17 protein-coding genes are annotated in these 19,777 nt (G+C 59.1%); 10 read left to right on the top strand and 7 right to left on the bottom strand.

Annotated elements, in window-relative coordinates:
• Window positions 1-160 precede the first annotated feature (160 nt).
• Both rfbC and rfbA read right to left on the bottom strand, forming a co-directional pair.
• The gene (gene rfbC, locus HMPREF1147_RS00505; RefSeq protein ID WP_009657205.1) at window positions 161-715 is read right to left on the bottom strand and encodes a dTDP-4-dehydrorhamnose 3,5-epimerase; all 555 of its coding nucleotides are present in this window, start codon (window positions 713-715) and stop codon (window positions 161-163) included.
• Window positions 716-725: 10 nt separating this feature from the next.
• Window positions 726-1,601 carry a glucose-1-phosphate thymidylyltransferase RfbA gene (gene rfbA, locus HMPREF1147_RS00500; RefSeq protein ID WP_009657223.1) on the bottom strand — a complete coding sequence of 292 codons (876 nt, stop codon included), beginning with the start codon at window positions 1,599-1,601 and terminating at the stop codon, window positions 726-728.
• Between the two features lie 95 nt (window positions 1,602-1,696).
• On the opposite strand from rfbA, the gene HMPREF1147_RS00495 reads away from it, so the two are divergent.
• Window positions 1,697-2,260, top strand: a complete 564-nt coding sequence (locus tag HMPREF1147_RS00495) for a hypothetical protein (protein ID WP_009438115.1) — start codon at window positions 1,697-1,699, stop codon at window positions 2,258-2,260.
• 52 nt (window positions 2,261-2,312) lie between these two features.
• On the opposite strand, the gene HMPREF1147_RS00490 is transcribed toward HMPREF1147_RS00495, so the two are convergent.
• The 3 genes from HMPREF1147_RS00490 to HMPREF1147_RS00480 are packed head-to-tail and all read right to left on the bottom strand — an operon-like array spanning window position 2,313 to window position 7,233.
• Window positions 2,313-4,091 (bottom strand): bifunctional homocysteine S-methyltransferase/methylenetetrahydrofolate reductase, encoded by a 1,779-nt coding sequence (locus tag HMPREF1147_RS00490; RefSeq protein ID WP_009657217.1) that lies wholly within the window; start codon window positions 4,089-4,091, stop codon window positions 2,313-2,315.
• Between the two features lie 6 nt (window positions 4,092-4,097).
• Window positions 4,098-6,518 carry a homocysteine S-methyltransferase family protein gene (locus HMPREF1147_RS00485; RefSeq protein ID WP_009438018.1) on the bottom strand — a complete coding sequence of 807 codons (2,421 nt, stop codon included), beginning with the start codon at window positions 6,516-6,518 and terminating at the stop codon, window positions 4,098-4,100.
• Between the two features lie 22 nt (window positions 6,519-6,540).
• Window positions 6,541-7,233 carry a vitamin B12 dependent-methionine synthase activation domain-containing protein gene (locus HMPREF1147_RS00480; protein ID WP_009438141.1) on the bottom strand — a complete coding sequence of 231 codons (693 nt, stop codon included), beginning with the start codon at window positions 7,231-7,233 and terminating at the stop codon, window positions 6,541-6,543.
• A 215-nt stretch (window positions 7,234-7,448) separates the two neighbouring features.
• Here HMPREF1147_RS00480 and HMPREF1147_RS00475 point away from each other — a divergent pair, with 215 nt between their 5' ends.
• The 9 genes from HMPREF1147_RS00475 to HMPREF1147_RS00435 all read left to right on the top strand — a co-directional run bounded on the left by HMPREF1147_RS00475 (window position 7,449) and on the right by HMPREF1147_RS00435 (window position 18,841).
• On the top strand, window positions 7,449-8,198 hold the full coding sequence (locus HMPREF1147_RS00475) for an ABC transporter ATP-binding protein (RefSeq protein WP_369791729.1): 750 nt from the start codon (window positions 7,449-7,451) through the stop codon (window positions 8,196-8,198).
• A complete protein-coding gene (locus HMPREF1147_RS00470) occupies window positions 8,195-8,938 on the top strand; it encodes an ABC transporter permease (protein ID WP_009657208.1) in 744 nt (247 codons plus the stop codon). The genes HMPREF1147_RS00475 and HMPREF1147_RS00470 overlap by 4 nt, the downstream gene beginning before the upstream one ends.
• A 114-nt stretch (window positions 8,939-9,052) precedes the next feature.
• Window positions 9,053-10,927, top strand: coding sequence for a glutamine synthetase (locus HMPREF1147_RS00465; protein ID WP_037350940.1), 1,875 nt, complete (start codon window positions 9,053-9,055; stop codon window positions 10,925-10,927).
• A 251-nt stretch (window positions 10,928-11,178) separates the two neighbouring features.
• The gene (gene clpB, locus HMPREF1147_RS00460) at window positions 11,179-13,752 is read left to right on the top strand and encodes an ATP-dependent chaperone ClpB (protein WP_009657209.1); all 2,574 of its coding nucleotides are present in this window, start codon (window positions 11,179-11,181) and stop codon (window positions 13,750-13,752) included.
• 122 nt (window positions 13,753-13,874) lie between these two features.
• Window positions 13,875-15,587, top strand: coding sequence for an ABC transporter ATP-binding protein/permease (locus HMPREF1147_RS00455; RefSeq protein ID WP_009657199.1), 1,713 nt, complete (start codon window positions 13,875-13,877; stop codon window positions 15,585-15,587).
• The gene (locus tag HMPREF1147_RS00450) at window positions 15,577-16,464 is read left to right on the top strand and encodes a peptidoglycan recognition family protein (RefSeq protein WP_009657218.1); all 888 of its coding nucleotides are present in this window, start codon (window positions 15,577-15,579) and stop codon (window positions 16,462-16,464) included. Before HMPREF1147_RS00455 ends, HMPREF1147_RS00450 begins: the two co-directional genes overlap by 11 nt.
• A gap of 34 nt (window positions 16,465-16,498) precedes the next feature.
• On the top strand, window positions 16,499-16,846 hold the full coding sequence (locus HMPREF1147_RS00445; protein WP_009657235.1) for a hypothetical protein: 348 nt from the start codon (window positions 16,499-16,501) through the stop codon (window positions 16,844-16,846).
• Between the two features lie 10 nt (window positions 16,847-16,856).
• Entirely contained in the window at window positions 16,857-17,579 is a 723-nt protein-coding gene (locus HMPREF1147_RS00440; protein WP_009438102.1) for a TVP38/TMEM64 family protein, read from the top strand.
• Window positions 17,576-18,841 carry a metallophosphoesterase gene (locus HMPREF1147_RS00435; protein WP_009657225.1) on the top strand — a complete coding sequence of 422 codons (1,266 nt, stop codon included), beginning with the start codon at window positions 17,576-17,578 and terminating at the stop codon, window positions 18,839-18,841. Before HMPREF1147_RS00440 ends, HMPREF1147_RS00435 begins: the two co-directional genes overlap by 4 nt.
• Before the next feature lie 30 nt (window positions 18,842-18,871).
• On the opposite strand, the gene HMPREF1147_RS00430 is transcribed toward HMPREF1147_RS00435, so the two are convergent.
• Together HMPREF1147_RS00430 and HMPREF1147_RS00425 are read right to left on the bottom strand one after the other, a co-directional pair.
• Window positions 18,872-19,192 carry a hypothetical protein gene (locus HMPREF1147_RS00430; protein ID WP_009657226.1) on the bottom strand — a complete coding sequence of 107 codons (321 nt, stop codon included), beginning with the start codon at window positions 19,190-19,192 and terminating at the stop codon, window positions 18,872-18,874.
• A gap of 96 nt (window positions 19,193-19,288) precedes the next feature.
• Window positions 19,289-19,768, bottom strand: coding sequence for a universal stress protein (locus HMPREF1147_RS00425; RefSeq protein ID WP_009657236.1), 480 nt, complete (start codon window positions 19,766-19,768; stop codon window positions 19,289-19,291).
• Window positions 19,769-19,777 lie beyond the last annotated feature (9 nt).

The following is a 19,777-nucleotide window of genomic DNA, read 5'->3' as shown; positions in this document are numbered from 1 at the left end:
TAGTTTTCAGGGTACATCTCGTGCGCCTCGACAGCCTCTAGCCTTCATCAGCGCGACTGTCATAATATAACACAACGGCTTCTCTTCGTCAAGTCCCTTTTTCTTGATTTTGTCAAAAAAGCTGAAAAATCTAAGCTAAAATGAGTGAATATCTTACATCTTAATAAACGAAGTTCAGTTCTGTCCGCTCCGCAAGACTCGGCGCAATGGCATCCTTCTCCGAAAGGACGACAGGGGTAAACGGCCACGCGACACCGATGGCAGGGTCATCCCAGCGGATATTTCCGTCATAGTCCGGTGCGTAGTGGTTATCCGCCTTATACTGCACCTCAACATTATCGGTGAGCGTAATAAACCCATGGGCAAAGCCGCGTGGAATGAAGAGTTGACGATAATTCTCTGCTGAAAGCTCGATTCCAATCCACTGCGCATAGGTCGGCGAGCCGCGGCGAATGTCGACCGCAACGTCAAAGACGGCGCCGCGTGATACGCGCAGCAGCTTTGCCTGTGCCATCGGATTCAGCTGATAATGCAGTCCGCGCAGCGTTCCCTTCTGTGCCGAAAAAGAGTGGTTGTCCTGCACAAAGTCGACGTGAATGCCCGCATCCTCCATTTTCTTCTGCGACCAGCTCTCCATAAACCAGCCCCGCGCATCCCCGAATACCTGCGGCTCCAGGATGCGCACGCCGGGCAGTTTCGTCTCAATAACCTTCATAAAGTTCCTTCTATCTATCGTTAATCACGCGTTTCAAATAGTCGCCGTATTCGTTCTTCGCGAGCGGTTCCGCAAGCCGCATCACCTGCTCGGCATCGATGTAGCCCATGCGATACGCGATCTCCTCGATACAGGAAATCTTGAGTCCCTGCCGCGCCTGTATCGTCTGGACGAATGTTGCCGCCGAGAGGAGGGATTCGTGCGTCCCCGTATCGAGCCACGCATAGCCGCGCCGCAGACGCTCAACGTAAAGCTTCCCGGCCGTCAGATACGCAATGTTGACATCCGTAATCTCCAGTTCTCCGCGTGCCGAGGGGCGAATCGTCCGCGCGACGTCCACAATGTCCGCATCATAGAAGTAAAGTCCCGTCACTGCGTAGTTCGACTGCGGATGCTTCGGCTTTTCCTCCAAAGAGGTTGCATTCCCCACCTCGTCAAAGGAAACGACGCCGTACCGTTCCGGATCGGAGACGTAGTAGGCAAAGACTGTTGCACCTGTATCGCGCTGCACAGCATTTTGCAGTACCTGCGCAAAATCCGATCCATAGAAGATGTTATCTCCGAGGACAAGTGCGCATCCCTCGCCCGCGATGAAGTCCTCTCCGATGAGGAACGCCTGCGCGAGTCCGTCCGGATGCGGCTGTACGGCATAGGAAATCGAAAGACCATACCGGCTGCCGTCACCAAGGAGCGATTGATAGAGTTCGCTGTCCGCAGGCGTCGTGATGATGAGAATGTCACGAATCCCTGCGAGCATCAGCGTGCTGAGCGGATAGTAAATCATCGGCTTGTCGTAGATCGGCATGAGCTGCTTTGATACGACCTTCGTCAGCGGATAGAGCCGCGTTCCCGAGCCCCCTGCGAGGATGATGCCCTTTCTTATCATACGTCACCTCTCCATTTTGATGCTATAGAATTTCGACAGGAATGGCGACTTTTCCTTGTCTATGTTATGATATAGGAAAATAAAGGAGGACTTTTATGAGCGAATCAGTTAATTTTGCTGTCGGCGAACCGTTCCCCCTGCCCATTCTCGCGCAGGCGGACGGTGGGATGTTCCAAGTCGATAAAAACGGGATGATGTTCCTGCTCCAGCTATCACGGGCGGACGTCGTCGCCGTCGAAGCATTCCGCACAGGCGAAATCGAAATCGCGGTCACGGAGGTTGACGGCATTCTGTTCTTCCTCTACCGTATCGACGGCATCTTCAAAGACGGATGGGGTGACGCACCGCTCTCCCTCTCCCTCGTCAAGGACGAACTGCTGCCGAGCGAGAGAGACCTGCGCGATCCGACCATCCATCTCTACCTCGTCGATACAAATCTGAAAATCCTGCTCGCACAGCGCACGGCAAGGATCCCCGAGGAGTTTGCGGAGATCATCCGAAAAACTGTCTGCACACAGCTCGCTCAGCCACGCTCCGCCCTTGCCTTCCAAAAGAATGTCTCCGAAATCTGGGCAAAATACAGCGCCGCAAAGCTCCGCGCCATGGCAGACGCCGCACACACGCTGCCACTCTCCATCGGCAACGCCCCTCTGCACTAAAAACCGCCTCATCCGACCATACCGATTGGATGAGGCGGTTGCTATATTCGCTCTATTTTTTAAGTTTCTTCACGATCCGCGCGACGAGCGCCGTGCGCGAGAAGGGGGTGATGATGTAGTAACCGTCGATATAGGGTTCGATGTCGCGCGCGATCTCGAGGGAGAGCCGCACGGCGAGTTCTTCCGCCTGCGCGCGGTCAAGCCCCCGGTACATGTCGATGATGCGCTCTTCGACGTGGATGCCGGTGATCTCGCTCTCCATGTAGCGCGCGTTGCGCTCGCTGACGACGGGCATGATGCCGCCGAGAATCAGCGCCTCGGGGAAGGTCTCGCGCACGGCGCGCATATTCTCCTTCGCACGTTCGCTGAGGACGGGCTGTGTAAAAAATCCCATCATGCCCTCCTCGACCTTCTTCTTGGCGAGGTTGATCTGCGTGCCGAAGAATTTGGCATTGACGTTGAGCGCGCCAAAGATATGGAACGGGATGACTTCGCCACGGCTGCCAAGGCTCGTGATAAAGGAAGCGAGCTTGCGTGAGTTGAACTGATAGACGCTCTTCACCTCGTCGCGCTCGGCGGTCGGGATGGGGTCGCCCGTGATGGTGATGATGTTGTGCACGCCCTCGGCGCTGAGTCCGAGGAGCAGGGACTTGATGGCGTTGAGGTTGCGGTCGCGGCAGGTCATGTGCGGGATCGGCTCGATGCCGAGTTCCCGATGCACGCGTCCCGCGAGCATCGCGGCGTCCATGCGCGCGCGCGCGATGGGGTTGTCCGCAATGGTGATGGCGTTGACCCCCGCCGCCATGAGTTCGCGTGCGCCCGCCATGAATTTATCCGCGCTGCCGGTCTCGGGCGGGTCGAGTTCGACGGCGATGGGCTTTGCTCCCGATTTAAGAGCTTCATAGAACGGACTTTTCGGAAGTTCCGCAACCTGCGGCGGGGCTTCCTCGTCCTCCTCCGGTATTATATTGCCCTGCGCCGCGAGCGCATCACAGAGTGCCTTGATATGCGCGGGGGTCGTGCCGCAGCAGCCGCCGAGGATGGAGACACCCTCGCGCCGGATGGCGGCGAGACTCGATCCGAAATAGTCGGGCGCACTCTCGTAGAAGGTGCGCCCGTCAACGACGACGGGATGCCCCGCGTTCGGCATGAGCGAGAGCGGGAGCGTCCGCGTCCCCAGATGACGAATGAGTTCCTTCATCTGCTTCGTGCCGTTGACACAGTTAAAGCCGACGGCATCGACGTATCCGCTGCCCGCAACGGTGCGCACGAGATCCTCGACGAACTGCCCGTCACGCGTATAGCCGCCGGGGTACGCGGAAAACGAGTTGAGGACGAATGCGTCGGGACATTTCTGCTTGATATGCGCCGCAGTCTCGATCAGTCCCTCATCAGAGGAGTTGGTCTCAAATATGAAGTGCCGCGCGCCGAGCGCGAGGAAAATGTCGGCAAGGAAGGCATACTCGTCGATGATGTCCGCATGAGGAAGCCCCATGACGGGGCCGATATCGGCAAAGACATAGGCGTCATAGGGTGCCGCCGCGCGCGCCGCGATCTCCCATCCGGCGGTGACGATACGGCGGACGAGTTCTTCGTCCCCTTGGTAGACGATCCGGTTCGCGGCGAACGTGTTCGTCTTAATCGCCTGCGCCCCTGCGCGCAGATACTCCGTGTGGATGTCACCGACGACGATCGGCGTCTCGATATTCGCGAGCTCGACGCCCTTGCCGCGCGTATGCAGTTTTTGCGCGTAGTATGTCCCCATGCCGCCGTCAAAGATGAGCGGCGCCGTTTTCAAATAGTCCCGTAGTGCTGCACGTCCCTGCGCCATAGATTTTCAGTCCTCCTGCTCGTCCAGTACCCGCCGGGCGATCTCCACGATGCTGCGCGCGTCGCCCGCATAGTAATCCGCGCCGATCTCGCGCGCGTAATCCTCCGTCAGCACGGCGCCGCCGACGATCGTCTGACAGTCATGCCCCGCCTCATGCAGCGCCTCAATCGTCCGTTTCATCGCCGTGACTGTCGTCGTCATGAGCGCCGAGAGTCCGATAAGTCCGACTTGTTTCTCGATCGCGACCTCGACGACGCGCGTCACGGGGACGTCGCGTCCGAGGTCGATGATCTGATAGCCGTAGTTCTCGAGTACGACCTTGACGATGTTCTTGCCGATGTCGTGAATATCTCCCTCGACAGTCGCGAGGATGATTTTCCCCTTTGAAACGCCCTGCCCGGACTCGGCGAGTTTGACCTTAATCAGTTCCAGTCCCGCCGTCGCGGCGTTCGCCGCGTTGATGAGCTGCGGCAGGAAGATGATTTCTTTTTCATAACGGTCGCCCACGATGTCAAGCGCGGGGATGACCTTTTCCTGAATGATGTCCATGGGAGCCATCTCGGTGAGGAGTTTGCGCGTGATGCGCTCGGCGTCGTCGCTCAGCCCACGCATGATGGCATCCATCAGTGGATCAACGTCCCCCGCCTGCTCGACCGCCGTCTGCACCGCCGCATCTACGCCTGTATCGCCCGTCAGCCCCAGCTCCTTACGCCGGCGCATCTCCGCCTGCTCGGGAGCAAACCGCGTGATATACGCGGCACAGTCGACATCCTCGCCCGAGACTGCACGATAGGAGACGACGGCGTCCATGATTTCCTTCGTGTTCGGGTTGACGATCGGGAAGTCAAGCCCGACGTGCATCGCCTGAATGAGGAAATTCTCCGTCATATGCACGCGCGCAGGGAGTCCAAAGGAGATATTGCTGACGCCGAGGGCGCAGTGCAGTCCGAGGCGGTCATGCACCTCGCGGACGGCACGCAGCGTCTCCATCGCCTGCTCCTGCTGTGCGGAGACGGTGAGCGTCAGGCAGTCGATGATGATGTCCTCACGGTCGATCCCATAGCGCTCCGCTTCCTCTATGATGCGCTCCGCGATGGCGACGCGCTCCGCCGCCGTCTGCGGGAGTCCCGCCTCATCGAGCGCAAGACCGAGCACCGCCGCGCCGTAGTGTTTGGCAAGCGGGAAAATATCGTTCATGCGCTCGCGTTCGCCGCTGACCGAGTTGATGATGACGCGCCCGTTCGTAACGCGCAGCGCCGCCTCAATGACCTTTGGATTCGCAGAGTCGATCTGAAGCGGGAGGTCGACGACGCTCTGCACCGCCTTCACGACGCGCGGGATGATTGCCTCCTCGTCCACGCCCTGCGCGCCGACGTTGATGTCGAGGACGTTCGCGCCCGCTTCCTGCTGGGAGATCGCGAGCTTCTTGATATAGCCCATATCCTCATCGAGGAGCGCCTGTTGGAGCCGCTTCTTCCCCGTCGGATTGATGCGCTCGCCGATGACGTTGAGCTTGCCGTACTCCGCAACGCAGCCGGGGGATGCGACGCCCTTGCGTTTTTTGCGCTTCGGACGATCCTCCGCCCCGCCCGCGACCGCCGCTGCGAGCGCGCGGATAAAGTCGGGGTTCGTCCCGCAGCAACCGCCCATGATGACGGCGCCGCGCCGCGCGAACTCCGCCATCTCCCTGCCGAACTCCTCCGCCGTCATCTCGTACGCCCCCGTGCGCGGGTCGGGCAGACCCGCATTCGGTTTCACGATGATCGGCAGATCCGTCCACTCCATCATCTGCGCAACGATGGGCAGGAGCTCCACGGGGCCGAGCGAGCAGTTGACGCCGAGCGCTGCGACGCCGAGCGCATCGAGCGTGACCGCAACGGACGGCACCGCCGCGCCGAGGAAGGTGCGCCCGTTCTGCTCAAAGGTCATCGTCACCCAGATGGGGAGCTTCGTATGCTCCTTTGCCGCGAGCACCGCCGCCTTCACCTCGTAGAGGTCGGTCAGCGTCTCAAAGATGACGAGATCCGCGCCCGCCGCTTCGCCCGCCGTGACCATCTCGCGGAAGAGCTCGTAGGCGTCCTCAAAGGAGAGCGTGCCAAGCGGCTCGACCAACTCCCCGATAGGACCGATGTCAAGCGCAACGCGCACGCCCGGAACGCCGGAGTTCTCCGCCGCACGCCGCGCAATCGCGACGTTCGCCCCAATGACCTCGGCGACCGTTTTCCCCGTGCCGACGAGCTTGTGCCCATTCGCACCGAACGTGTTGCTGTAAATAACGCGGCTGCCCGCCGCGATGTAGTTCCGATGCACCTCTTCGATGACCTCGGGATGCTCCATGCCAAAGAGCTCGGGACGTTCCCCCGGCGCGAGTCCGCGCGCCTGAAGCTCTGTCCCCATGCCCCCGTCCAGTATGATGATGTCCTGCATTCCTATATCTCCCATTTCATATTCATGTTGATGCCGCCGTCTTTGCACCCTCTCTGCACCTGCGCCCCGCCTTGCGGAACGGGCAGTTGCGGAACATGAGGCAGTGCTCGCAGTCGGGCGGGCGATGCGGCTGAGGCGTGCGCGCGATGCCCATGATCGCCGTCACGGATTTGCGCGGCACCATGATGGTCGTCGGTGTCAGCGAGACGCCGACGCGGCGCGTCATATCGAGCAGGGCAAAGAATTTCGGCTGCTCGGAGATTGGAAGATCCCCGTAGCCGGGACTGAACCGATCCGTCAGATAGCGTCCGCCTGCCTCGATCTCCGCGCGCATATCGCTCTCAAAATTATTGCAGATATTCTCGATCGCCGTGCTCGCGCACGCATCCATGATGACGGCATCCGCCGCATTCGTGACCTCATAGCGCATCATCAGACGCTCCACGCCGGGACCAAGCGTCGCGCCGAACAGCACGACCTCCTCGCACGGCGCGAGCATCGTCGGTATATCCTTCCCCGCAAACGTGACGCCGAGCACGGCACCGTCCTCAAGCGGTACCTGCCGGTACGTGAGGCGCGGCGTTGCCGCCTGCAGCACCTCGTCCGTGCAGCGGCGCAGCTGCTTTGCGATGTCCTCCGTGAGCTCCTGCCCGCGGAAGCCAAGATACTTGAGTATTTCGTTCATATTTAACGCTGTAAAGCGCGGTTCAAACATAGGCACTCCTAAATTTTTTCACAGATATATGGGATGCGCATTCCATGCGCACGAAACCTTCCATAAATACAACGTATGTGTATCTTGCTCATAAAGGTTCTATAATAATAATCGTCTTTCACCTAAAAAGCAATATCACCGCACACAACATCATTGATATTTCTCCCATACTTTGGTATAACATGATGAGTAATATCGGCGAAGGAGGGGAAATCGTGCTGCGCATCGAAAGCGTATCTTTTGACTATGAGACGACCGGAGCGTCCGTCCGGGTGCTGGCGGATGCCTCGCTTCACGTGGCGCGCTCCGAGGTACATGCGCTCATCGGCGCGTCCGGCTGCGGAAAGTCCACCCTCCTGCGCCTCGCGGCGGGACTGCTGCATCCGACGGCGGGAAGTGTGCGCATGGACGGTGCGCCCATCGATCCCATGCATCGATGCATCGGATTTCTCCCGCAAAATTATGGTCTGCTCCCGTGGAAACCGGTGCGTGAAAACATCCTCCTCGGCGCCGAGATCAAAGGGCGCGCACAGGAATCCCTCGACGGTGCGCTCGGCGAACTCACGGCAGAGCTCGGGCTCTCTGAACTGCTGAACCGCTATCCGCGCGAGCTCTCGGGCGGACAACAGCAGCGCGTGGGACTCGCACGCGTGTTCCTGCTCGCGCCGGATTTATTGCTGATGGACGAGCCGTTCTCCGCGCTCGATGCGATCACGCGCGAATCCATGCAGGAAGTCTTTCTCTCCCTGTGGCAGAGACAGTCGGTCACAACGCTCCTCGTCACGCATTATGTCGACGAGGCACTCGCGCTCGCGGGGCGCATCAGCATCATGGGCGGTCGCCCCGGCAGAATCACGGAGACGGTGATCAATCCGTTCGCAGGCGATCTCGCGCGGCGCACGTCGCGGGAATTTTTTGAAATGGGACGGATGCTCCGGACAAAGATCGCGGAGGCGGACGTATGATGAATAAACTTTCTCCGCGCGCCTTCGCATTCGGCGTCGGCGTTTGCCTTCTCCTTTGGACAGGTGCGGCGCATCTATTGAGCATTCCCGTCGTCCCGCCGCCCGCGGAGGTATTTGCGCGGCTCGCGGAAAAATTCATGGGCGTCATCTCCGTTCACGCGGGCTATAGTCTCATGCGCATCGCGCTCGGACTCCTCGCCGCCGTCGCCGTCGGCTACCCGCTCGGCATTCTGATGGGATATTTCCCGCGCGCCGGGCGTCTCCTCTCGCCCGTCCTCTACCTCGCCTATCCGATCCCAAAGATCGCTCTACTGCCTGTTGTCATGCTGCTCTTCGGCGTCGGCGAAACGGGCAAAATCCTCCTCATCTTCCTCATCATCGTGTTCCAAGTCGTCGTCGCCGTGCGCGACGCGGTCGCAGGAATCCCGGCGGAGACCTACGATCCGCTGCGCGTCCTCGGCGCCTCGTTTGTTCAGACGGTACGCCATATCGTTCTCCCCGCATCGCTCCCGAAGTTCATCACCGCCGTGCGCATCGCGATGGCGACGGCGCTCTCCGTCCTCTTCTTCACGGAGACATTCGGCACGAAATACGGCATCGGCTACTACATCATGGACGCGTGGCTGCGCGTCAACTACCTCGACATGTACGCGGGCATCGTTACGCTGAGCGGCATCGGGCTTCTGCTCTTTGCCCTCCTCGACGCGGCGGAACATATTCTCTGCCGATGGAAACGCTGAGCGCGCTGTATACCCTTTACAAAATCCCCTGAAAAATGTTAATATGAGCGTGGATTTTTGCCGTGCGGAGGAGAATCCGTACGGTTTTTTCGTGAAAAAGGATGGTACGCAAAGATGAACGAACTTCTCTATAAGATTCCTGCCGACACTCCGCGCGAAGAAGTGATCAAGATGCTCCGGGAGCATCCTGAGGTGTGTTTCGTCTCACTCGTGGGCATCGACATGGCGGGCAACGACACGGACGAGAAGATCCCCGTGCGGATTTTCATCGAGGACATCGACAAGTTTTACAACGGCACCGCCGTACAGACGGACGGTTCTTCCGTCGTCCTGCCGAAGATCGCGACGATCAACAACGCGAAGGTGGATCTCCCCATCGATCCCGCGGTCAACTGGTTCGTCGACTACGATCGGGAAAGCCCGGACACGGTCGGCACACTGCGCATCCCCTCCTTCATCATCCACGAGGGAAAACGTGTCGATTCGCGCGCGGCACTCGTGGACACACTCGCGTATGTGAAACGTGAACTGCTCGATTTCTTCCGTGCAAATCCTGAGATCTCCGGCGCGACGAGCCTCAAGGACTCGGATATTGTTGACATCCGCTTCACCTCCGCAACGGAGCTCGAATTCTGGGTCAAGACGCCGCTTGAGGACAACGCCTCCATCGAGGAGATGTCCGCCTCGCAGGTGATGAACGAACAGTATTGGGAGCGCACGCACGGTGCGGTGCGGACGGCGCTTGAGGAATGCCTCATCGAGCTGGACAAATACGGTTTCCACATGGAGATGGGACACAAGGAGGTCGGCGGCCTCAAGGCGCAGATCGACGAGAACGGGCGCATGACGCACGTCTGCGAACAGATCGAAATCGACTGGCAGTATGACGGCGCCGTGCAGGCGTCGGACAACGAGCTCTTCGTCCGTACCATCGTGCGCGAAGTCTTCCGCCTGCACCGCCTTGAGGTCAATTTCAAGGCGAAACCCCTCATCGGTCTCGCGGGCAACGGCGAGCATACGCATCTGAGCATCGCCGCAGTCACCTCGGATGGCAAGATGCACAGTCTCTTCGCCGCCGACGATCAGAATGCGGACTATATGAGTGCGATCGGCTACGGCGCGCTCATGGGACTGCTCAAGAACTACGAAGCCATCAATCCCTTTGTCTCGGCGACGAACGATTCGTTCAACCGTCTCAAACCCGGATTTGAAGCCCCTGTCTGCGTCGTCACCTCGTTCGGTCATACGCCCGCGATCCCCTCGCGCAACCGTACGGTGCTCGTCAGTCTCATCCGCGACCTCAAGAATCCAATGGCGACGCGCTTTGAACTGCGCGCAACCAATCCATACTCGAACACCTACCTCGTCCTCGCCGCATGTTATCTCGCCATCCTCGACGGCATCAAGCACACGGCGGGACGCACGGCGGCGCAGCTTCTCGCCGAGCTGTCAAAACAGCCGGGCGAAGACGCGCACTATCTCGAACGCGACCGCGCCTATCGGAGCGAGGAGGACGTGTTCGAGTTCTACACGCCCGAGGAACGCGACGCGCGCTTTGGCAAACCGCCTGCGACGGTGTGGGAAAACATGCTCGGCTTTGATCTCTATCCGGAAAAGGTCGCCGTGCTGACGGCGGGCAATACGCTCCGCCCGCAGATCATCGAATCGTTCCGCACCGGGGCGCTCCTGCGGTGGAAGATCGAACTCATCAGCCGCATCATCCCCGAGTACCGTGACCTCGTCCGCCGCATGAAGGAGATCAAGAGCGACTTCGTGACGGATCAGGATGCCTATATGTGGAACAAGATTCACGACCTGCGCATCTATCTTGCAAAGGATACCATCGACGATAAGGCGCTCTTCAGTCTGCTCATCAAGGCGCTGAACGAGGGCGATTATCGCGTCGCCTCCGCACTTCAGCTTGAGATGAATGCAAAGATTGAGGAGCTGAAGGAGCTGTATGATTGCTACAAGAAAAACATGATCTGAGGCGTGCATTGGGATCTTCGCGCCTAGCATTGTCATATCGTCGAACACTTCAGTTGACGCAGATACTTAGACTGCCGCATGGATATATTTCTGTGCGGCAGTCTTTTTGTATTCCGACGACATATCTTTATTAAGTACAATGACAAAATTTTTTCCCAAAAGGTCAAAAAATCAAAAATAGTATTTGACTTTTTGACTTATAGTGATATAATAACCATATCAAATAGCACGAAGATGCGGAGGAACACATTATGGAACAAGATAAATACACAGCGCGCACGCTCGCCGCGCTCCAATCGGCGCAGCAGATTGCGGCGATGCGCTATCATCAGGAGATCACGTCGGCGCACGTGCTGCTCGCGCTTGCAAAGGAACCGGAAGGACTGCTCGCGACGATATTCTCTGTCTGCGGCGTCGACCTTCCGATGCTCAAGGCACGCCTTGAAAAGGAACTCGCATCCATCCCCGCCGTCCGCGGCACAAACCGTCTCGGCATGAGCATGGACATGGTGCGCGTCCTCGGACGCGCCGAGGAACTGGCACGCTCGATGAAGGACGAATACGTCTCGACGGAGCACTTGCTGCTCGCCCTCGTCACCGACGGAAGCGACGAGGTTCAGAAAATCGCGCGTGAATTTGGTCTGACGAAGAGCAGCGTGCAGGACGCGATCAAAAAGAACCGCAAGCAGAACGTGACGAGCGACAATCCCGAAGAGGGTTACCAATCGCTTGAAAAATACGGGCGCGACATGACCGCGGCGGCACGCGCGAATAAACTCGATCCCGTCATCGGGCGCGACGAAGAGATTCGCCGCACGATCGAGATTTTATCGCGCCGCACGAAAAATAACCCCGTGCTCATCGGCGAGCCGGGCGTCGGCAAGACCGCCATCGTCGAGGGACTTGCCCGCCGCATCGTGGCGGGCGACGTCCCCGAATCGCTGAAAAATAAAACACTCTACGCGCTCGACATGGGCGCGCTCGTCGCGGGTGCGAAGTTCCGCGGCGAGTTCGAGGAACGACTCAAGGGCGTCCTGAACGAGATCGCAAAATCCGAGGGGCAAATTCTCCTTTTCATCGACGAGGTGCACACCGTCGTCGGCGCAGGTGCCGCCGAGGGCGCGATGGATGCGGGCAATTTGCTGAAGCCGCTCCTCGCGCGCGGCGAACTGCGCTGCATCGGCGCAACGACGCTGAACGAGTACCGCAAGTACATTGAGAAGGACACGGCGCTCGAACGCCGCTTCCAGCCCGTCATGGTCGGCGAGCCGAGCGTGGAGGATACCATCTCCATCCTGCGTGGGCTCAAGGATCGCTACGAGGTGCATCACGGCGTGCGCATCCGCGACGCCGCGCTCGTGGCGGCGGCGACACTTTCCGACCGCTACATTTCCGACCGCTTCCTGCCCGATAAGGCAATCGACCTTGTGGACGAGGCGGCGGCAAAGCTGCGCACGGAGATCGAGTCCATGCCCGCGCCGCTCGACGAGATCTGCCGCAAGATTCTCCAGCTCGACATCGAGGAGGAAGCCCTCAAGAAGGAGACCGACGAGGCGTCAAAGGAAAAGCTCGCGCAGCTCGTCGCGGAGAAAGAAGAGCTCCACGCCGAGGAGGAAAAACTCCGCGCGAAGTGGGAAAGCGAAAAACAGGCGATCCTGCGCGTCCGTGCCATCAAGAAGGAAATGGACGAAGTGCGCGGTGAGATGGAGGCGGCGGAACGCGGTCAGAACCTCACGCGTGCTTCGGAGCTGAAATACGGCAAGATGCCGGAACTCGAGAAGAAGCTCGCCGAGGAAGAAGCCGCCATCGCCGCGCAATCCGCAGGCGAGCGGATGCTCAAGGAGGAGGTCGGCGAGGAGGACATCGCGCGCGTCGTAAGCCGCTGGACGGGCATTCCCGTGACGAAGATGATGACGGGCGAGAGAGAAAAGCTTCTCCGCCTTGAAGATGTGCTCCATGAGCGCGTCGTCGGGCAGAATGAAGCCGTGACCGCGGTCAGCGAAGCGATCCTGCGCGCACGTGCGGGCATCAAGGATCCGAACCGCCCCATCGGCTCGTTTATCTTCCTCGGTCCCACGGGCGTCGGCAAGACCGAGCTCGCAAAGACACTTGCCGAAGCTCTCTTTGACGACGAGCGGAGCATGATCCGCATCGACATGAGCGAGTACATGGAGAAGCACAGCGTCTCGCGGCTCATCGGCGCGCCTCCGGGCTACGTCGGCTACGACGAGGGCGGTCAGCTCACCGAGGCGGTGCGCCGCCGTCCATACAGCGTCATCCTGCTCGACGAGATCGAAAAAGCGCACCGCGACGTGTTCAACGTCCTGCTGCAAATCCTCGACGACGGGCGGCTCACGGACGGCAAGGGACGCGTCGTGAACTTTAAGAACACCGTCATCATCATGACGAGCAATCTCGGCTCGCATGAGATCCTGAGCAAGGACTATGCGGAGGCGTCCGCGGCGGTGCGGGCGCTCCTCAAGGAGTATTTCCGCCCCGAGTTCCTCAACCGCGTGGACGATACCATCGTATTCAAGGCGCTGGCAAAGGACGATGTAAAGCGCATCGCGGCAATCATGCTCGCGGCGCTCGGCAAGCGTCTCGAGCGTCAGGTAGACATCGAGCTCACATGGGACGATGCCGCGCTGACTGCACTCGCCGACGAAGGCTTTGATCCCGACTTCGGCGCGCGTCCACTGCGCCGTCTGCTCACCCACACGGTTGAGACCGCACTCTCGAAGAAGATCATCGCGGGCGAGATTCGCGGCGGCGATACCGTCGAGATCGGCTTTGCAGGAAACGAGTTTACATTCAAGAGTTTGTAAATCATTTGAAGGGAACTGTTGCATATTCATGTGCAGCAGTTCTTTTTTATGCTATTTTCTTGCGATACGGGGAAAAAAATACTATAATGAAATTCGTTCTTTATTCTTAAGGGGGATTCCGATTGAAATCATCTCTGCTGCGCATATTCTGGCAGCTGTTCAAAGGATATTGGAGTTCGGCGGAAAAATGGCGCGCACGCGGACTGTTCGCGGCGGTCATCGCGCTGAATCTCGCGAGCGTCTATATACTCGTCCGCATCAACGATTGGTACCGCGTCTTCTACGACGCTCTCCAAGCCTATGACTGGGCGGCGTTCTGGCCGCTCGTCGGCGAGTTTACAGTACTCGCGATGATCAATATCTTCATCTCGGTCTATGCCGTCTATCTCCGGCAAATGCTCACCATTAAGTGGCGCACATGGATGACAGATCAATATCTCGGGCGCTGGATGCGCGGGCAGATCTACTACCGTCTGCAGGTGCTGCACAGCGACACGGACAACCCCGACCAGCGCATCAGCGAGGACATCAATCAGTTCGTATCGCTGACATTGACGCTCCTCATCGGCATCCTGCGCCAGCTCACAACGCTCGGTGCATTCGGCGTCGTCCTGTGGAACCTCTCGGGTGTTCTGACCGTCCCCGTCGGCGGCACAGAGTTCGTGATTTACGGCTACATGTTCTGGCTTTCACTCATCTACTCCGGGCTTGGCACCTGCTTTGCCCACTTTGTCGGACGAAAGCTCATCCGGCTCAACTTTGACCAGCAGCGCTACGAAGCGGACTTCCGTTTCAGCATGATGCGCGTCCGCGAAAACAGCGAGAGCATCGCATTTTATCGCGGCGAGCAGGCAGAGTCCGTCGGGTTCAAGGAGCATTTTGCAAACGTCATCAAGAACTATTGGGATCTGATGCGTCGGACAAAGCTGCTGAACTTCTACGTCAACGGCTACGGGCAGCTCGCCATCATCTTCCCGCTCATCATGGCGGCGCCGCGCTATTATGCGGGTGAGATCGCGCTCGGCGGACTCATGCAGACCATGACCGCGTTCGACCGCGTGCAGGGCGCGCTCTCGTTCTTCGTCGACGCCTATGACTCCGTCGCGCAGCTCGCGGCAGTTCTGCACCGACTCGGCGGGTTCACCGAGCACATGGAGGATGCCGCACAGGTGACGGGAGAAATTGAACGCGTCGAAGGCGCAGGAAAAGACCTCGCGCTGGAAAGCCTCACCGTCGCCCTGCCGAGCGGAACTCCGCTCCTCTCGCAGTGTACGCTGTCCCTGCCGCCGGGGGCACGCGTCCTCGTGACGGGCGTCTCGGGGGCGGGAAAGAGCACCCTCCTGCGCACGCTCGCAGGCATATGGCCGTATGGCAGCGGCAGAATCACCACACCGCGGAACATGCGCCGCCTCTTCCTCCCCCAGCGTCCTTATCTGCCGCTCGGCACGCTCCGCCGCGCACTTTTTTACCCGCGCACGAGCACGGAGAGCGATGCGGAGACCGCACGCGTCCTGCGCCTTGTGGGGCTGGAACAGTTTGCCGCACGTCTCGACGAGACGGACGACTGGAGCCGCATCCTCTCGCTCGGCGAGCAGCAGCGTCTTGCTTTTGCACGCGTCCTGCTCATTCGCCCCGACTGGATTTTCCTCGACGAGGCAACCTCTGCCCTTGATGAACCGCGCGAACGCGCGCTTTATGATATACTCAAACAGGAACTCCCCGCCGCAAGCATCATCAGCGTCGGACATCGATCGACCCTTTTTGCTGTTCATGACACGGAGCTCCGTCTCAGCCATCAAACGTATACCTATCAGGAGATCCCCCATGAATCGTAGAGACTTTCTGCGCCGTCTGGCACTCGTTGGCATCGGCGCCGCCGCACTCCCCTTCTTCCCCTCTGTCACAGAGGCTTCGTGGTACATCCCGACCGTGCTTCCCGGCGTGTCCGTTCGCCCCACGCACCTGAAATTCGGCGCACTTGAGAACCGTTTTTTCACAAACAGCCTCGTCATACACCACATCGGCAGTACAAACGACGACGTATCGGCGGAGACCGTCCATCAATGGCACCTCAATAACGGCTGGGCGGGCATCGGCTATCACTTCCTCATCCGCAAGGACGGCACCATCGAGGAGGGGCGCCCCCTCGGCACGGTTGGTGCACATGTCTACGGCGAGAACCGTCATACCGTCGGCATCAATATCGTTGGAAATTTTGAAATGGCGACGCCCACCGAAGCGCAGCTCACTGCCGCCGCGCATCTCATCGCATCGCTCTGCACCGTCTACCAATTTGATCCCGTATGGGAACAGACCATATTCGGACATCGCGATCTCAGCGCAACCGCCTGTCCCGGCCGCTATCTCTACGCGCAGCTTCCGGGCGTCGTAGACCGTGCGCGTGTCTTCTACGGATCGGAGGAACTATCCGCTGAAAGAGCGCGCATCGCGCAGATGGAGTGCGAGGACAAGGAGCGCCAACGGGCGCTCACGCGTGCCAAAATGGAAGAGGCGCGCCGCAAGAATATGGCGAACGCGCGCCCGTCGCATCCGACGCCGAGCGCCCCGCAGTCTCCCCTGCCAAAGCCGACACCAAAACCGCAGCCGCCGAAAGCAGCGCGTCCACAGCCCGAGATCAAAAAGCCCAACATGCGCCCCGACATCCCGAAGCCGCAGAATATAAAGCCGACGCAGCGCAGGATCGCCGACTAAGACGCGGTAAATACGATAATAGGAGGTGACGCAGTTGGGATTTCATTATCGTTTCTTTGACCGCGACATGGAGAAAACAGACGAGATGGGCATCCCGCTCACACGCGCCGACATTGATGCGCGTGAACACGCAAGAGAGCCGGAGCGTATCTTTTCGCGCGGAGAGCAGACCGGCATTGTACTCTCCTCCGTAATTTTCGCCTACGGCTACATGGAAGGCGATCTCTCCCTCGTATTCTTCTGTCTCTCCTTCCTCATCTTCGAACTGCGCAAAATTGTACGCCGCTATACGGGTAAATACGGACAAAATATTGCAAACGCCATGCACGGATTCAGCATCGCGCTCATCCTCGGCGCGCTTGCTATGGTACTCACGACATAGGAGGTTCTATTTGAAACAACATATGGGCATGGGCGTCATGAAAGTCGGCGCCGCCGCTGCGATCGTCCTCCTCTTTGGCATCATCCACCTCGCTGCCCCGGGATTCCTTCCCGAGCTTTTCGCGCTCCTTTCGACCGGAGACATCTCCGCTACGGTCGAGTACATCCGCGGCTATGGAGACTCGGCGGCGGTGTTCGCATTCTTCCTCACGCTCTTTGTCAACGCCCTTGGCTTTCCGCCCGCGATCATCTTCTCGACGGCAAACGTTATGCTGTTCGGCATTGTCCCTGGCATCATCCTCTCCTGCGCGGCGGAAACCGTCGGCGTCACGATCGCCTTTCTGCTCATGCGGTTCTACTTCCGCGATGCGGCGGAGAAAGTGATTACAAAGAGTCCGTTCCTCTCAAAAATCGACCGGTACAGCGGGACAAAAGGCTTTTTTGTCATGCTCATCGCGCGCATGATTCCCTACATCCCGTCCGCTATCCTCAACGCCGTCGGCGCGCTCTCCTCGATTCGCCTGCGCGAGTATGTCATCGCGTCGTTCGTGGGGAAATTCCCCTCCACGGGCATCGAGGCAATCATCGGGCACGATCTCATTGTCAAGCAGCCGGATCATACCCGCCTCATCGTGGTTATCGTCTGCGCGATCGTTCTCATCGCAGGCGCATGGCGCTACGAAAACCACGTCATGAAAGCGGAAGCCGCACACGCGGAGGAGGATGCATCATGACGCGCAGACATTTCTTGCAGACCGCTGCGAGCGCCGTTCTATCTATGGGGCTCGGCGGTCTCTTTTCATCTCATCATGCGGCGGCATATACGCATGAAATCAAATATCTGCGGCAAATCGTCACGCATGATCCGCAGACGACGCGCATGATCCAATGGGACAGCGAGAGCCTCCTCCCGGATGTGCGCGTCGAGGTGCGTTCCGCGGGGATGCATACACACGCCGATATCTACATCCCGTCCTATACCTACTTTGACATAGATGATACTGCGCAGTACACCTACCATGCAGAGGTACGTCTCCCCCGGAGCGGCGACGACTATCGCGTGATCTCCGCGCGCGGCACAACGGCATGGATGCCGCTCCCCATCCCCGCCGCAAGCGGCACAATACGCGCCCTCCTCTTCTCCGACAGTCAATGCGGCGAGAGCTATGACGTGTGGCGCAACCTCTATCACGCGGCATGGCATCGGCATCCTCATGCCGATTTTGCCGCGATCGTCGGCGATCTCGTTGACAACGGCGAATCCGCGTGGCACTGGGAGAGTTTTCTCGCTGCGATGGAGGGCGCGGACAGCCCGCTTGCCCGGCACATCCACGCCCCCGCCCTCGGCAATCACGAATACTACGGCCTCAGCTGGACGGCAGTGTCGCCCGCGCGCTATCTGCATACATTTGCCCTGCCCGATAACGGCAGTATGGCTTTTCCCGGGCACTACTATTCCTTTACCATGGGCGTCGTGCATTTCATGGTACTCGATACACAGTTTCTCGAACTCGGCACACGCGGCTCATTGCTCAAGGTGGAGCAACTTGCGTGGCTGATCCGGGATGCAGCGGAGTCTCATGCTCCTTGGCGCGTCGTCCTCATGCACAAGGATATCCTCGCCTGCGGGGACTACCAGACCGAGCAAGGCACGACCGCAGGCATCAGCGACGTCGGGCGCGTCTTTATGGACACATTTGACACGCTCGGCATCGATCTCGTCGTCTCGGGGCATATCCACACCTACCGCCGCCGCCAAATCCGCGCACAAAAAACGGATCAAAACGGCACCCTCTACCTCCTCGCGGGACCCGCGGGCAACGAATACTTCGACGTCCCTGCCGAGTCCTACGACCTCGCCGCCTCTGCGAATCCTGCCCCCTCCAACTACCTCTATATGGAGGCAGATGCAAAAGAGCTGCACGTCTCCTGCGAAACGGCGGACGGCACGGTCATCGATACGGTAACGCTGAGAAAATCAAAACCACCCGCATAGCGGGTGGTTTTGATTATTGCATTTTAGCGTTTAATGCCGCCAAGGTTTACGGTTGTTGTAATCGCGCATGATACGCTTGACCGCTTGATCATGGCGTTTTTGTTCCTCGCGCATGGCGCGGTTATATTTCTCTTGATCGCCGTCGCGGCGGAAGTCAAATTTGATTCTGCGGACGTTCTCGTCGTGGATGCGGTCTTCTTCTTTCATGCGGAAGCTGTACTCGTTCGACGCGCCGTCCTCATAGGACAACTGCGTCGGCGGCACGGCGGCATGCGCGGCGGGCGCACCGGCGACAATACTAAGTCCCATCACGGCGGCAAGTGCGACGGCAAAATAACGGCTTTTCTTCATGGTTCCCCACTCCCTTAAATCATATCTATGAACACATTTACTTTACCGCGTATCCCTTGGAAGGTATTTAAGAACGTGTAAACACGCCATTAAAAGTTATTTGCTGAGAAATACGGGACAGTGCGCGTGTTTGCTGACGTACGAGGACACGCTGCCAAAGGCAATGCGCTCGAACGTGCCGAAGCCGCGCGTTCCCATGACGATGAGGTCGCTCTCCTCCTCAGCGGCGACGGCAACGATGGTCTCGCCGGGATTTCCTTCGGCGACGCGCGGATGGGCGCGCACGTTGTGCGGAATCTCGTGCATCAGCTCCGCGAGGAGGCGATAGGCGGAAATCTTCAGCTCGGCGGGCAGATAGCCGCTCGTGCTGACCTGCTCGAATGCCGAGACATGCGCGTCGTAATCGACGACCATGAGTACTGTCAGCTCCGCCCCCGTACCGCGCCCAAGCTCAATTGCCCATGTTGCGGCATGGAACGACGCATGAGAGCCGTCGATAGCGACGAGGATGCGCTCGCATCGAACGTCGTGCGCGGGGCGACTCTTTATCTCCGCAATCAGGAATGCCGTGTCCATCTCGAATAC

The sequence above is a fragment of the Selenomonas sp. FOBRC9 genome (assembly GCF_000287655.1).
GTDB lineage: Bacteria > Bacillota > Negativicutes > Selenomonadales > Selenomonadaceae > Centipeda > Centipeda artemidis.
The sequence above is the reverse complement of the archived record's forward strand: the minus strand, read 5'-3'. Positions and strand labels throughout refer to the sequence as shown.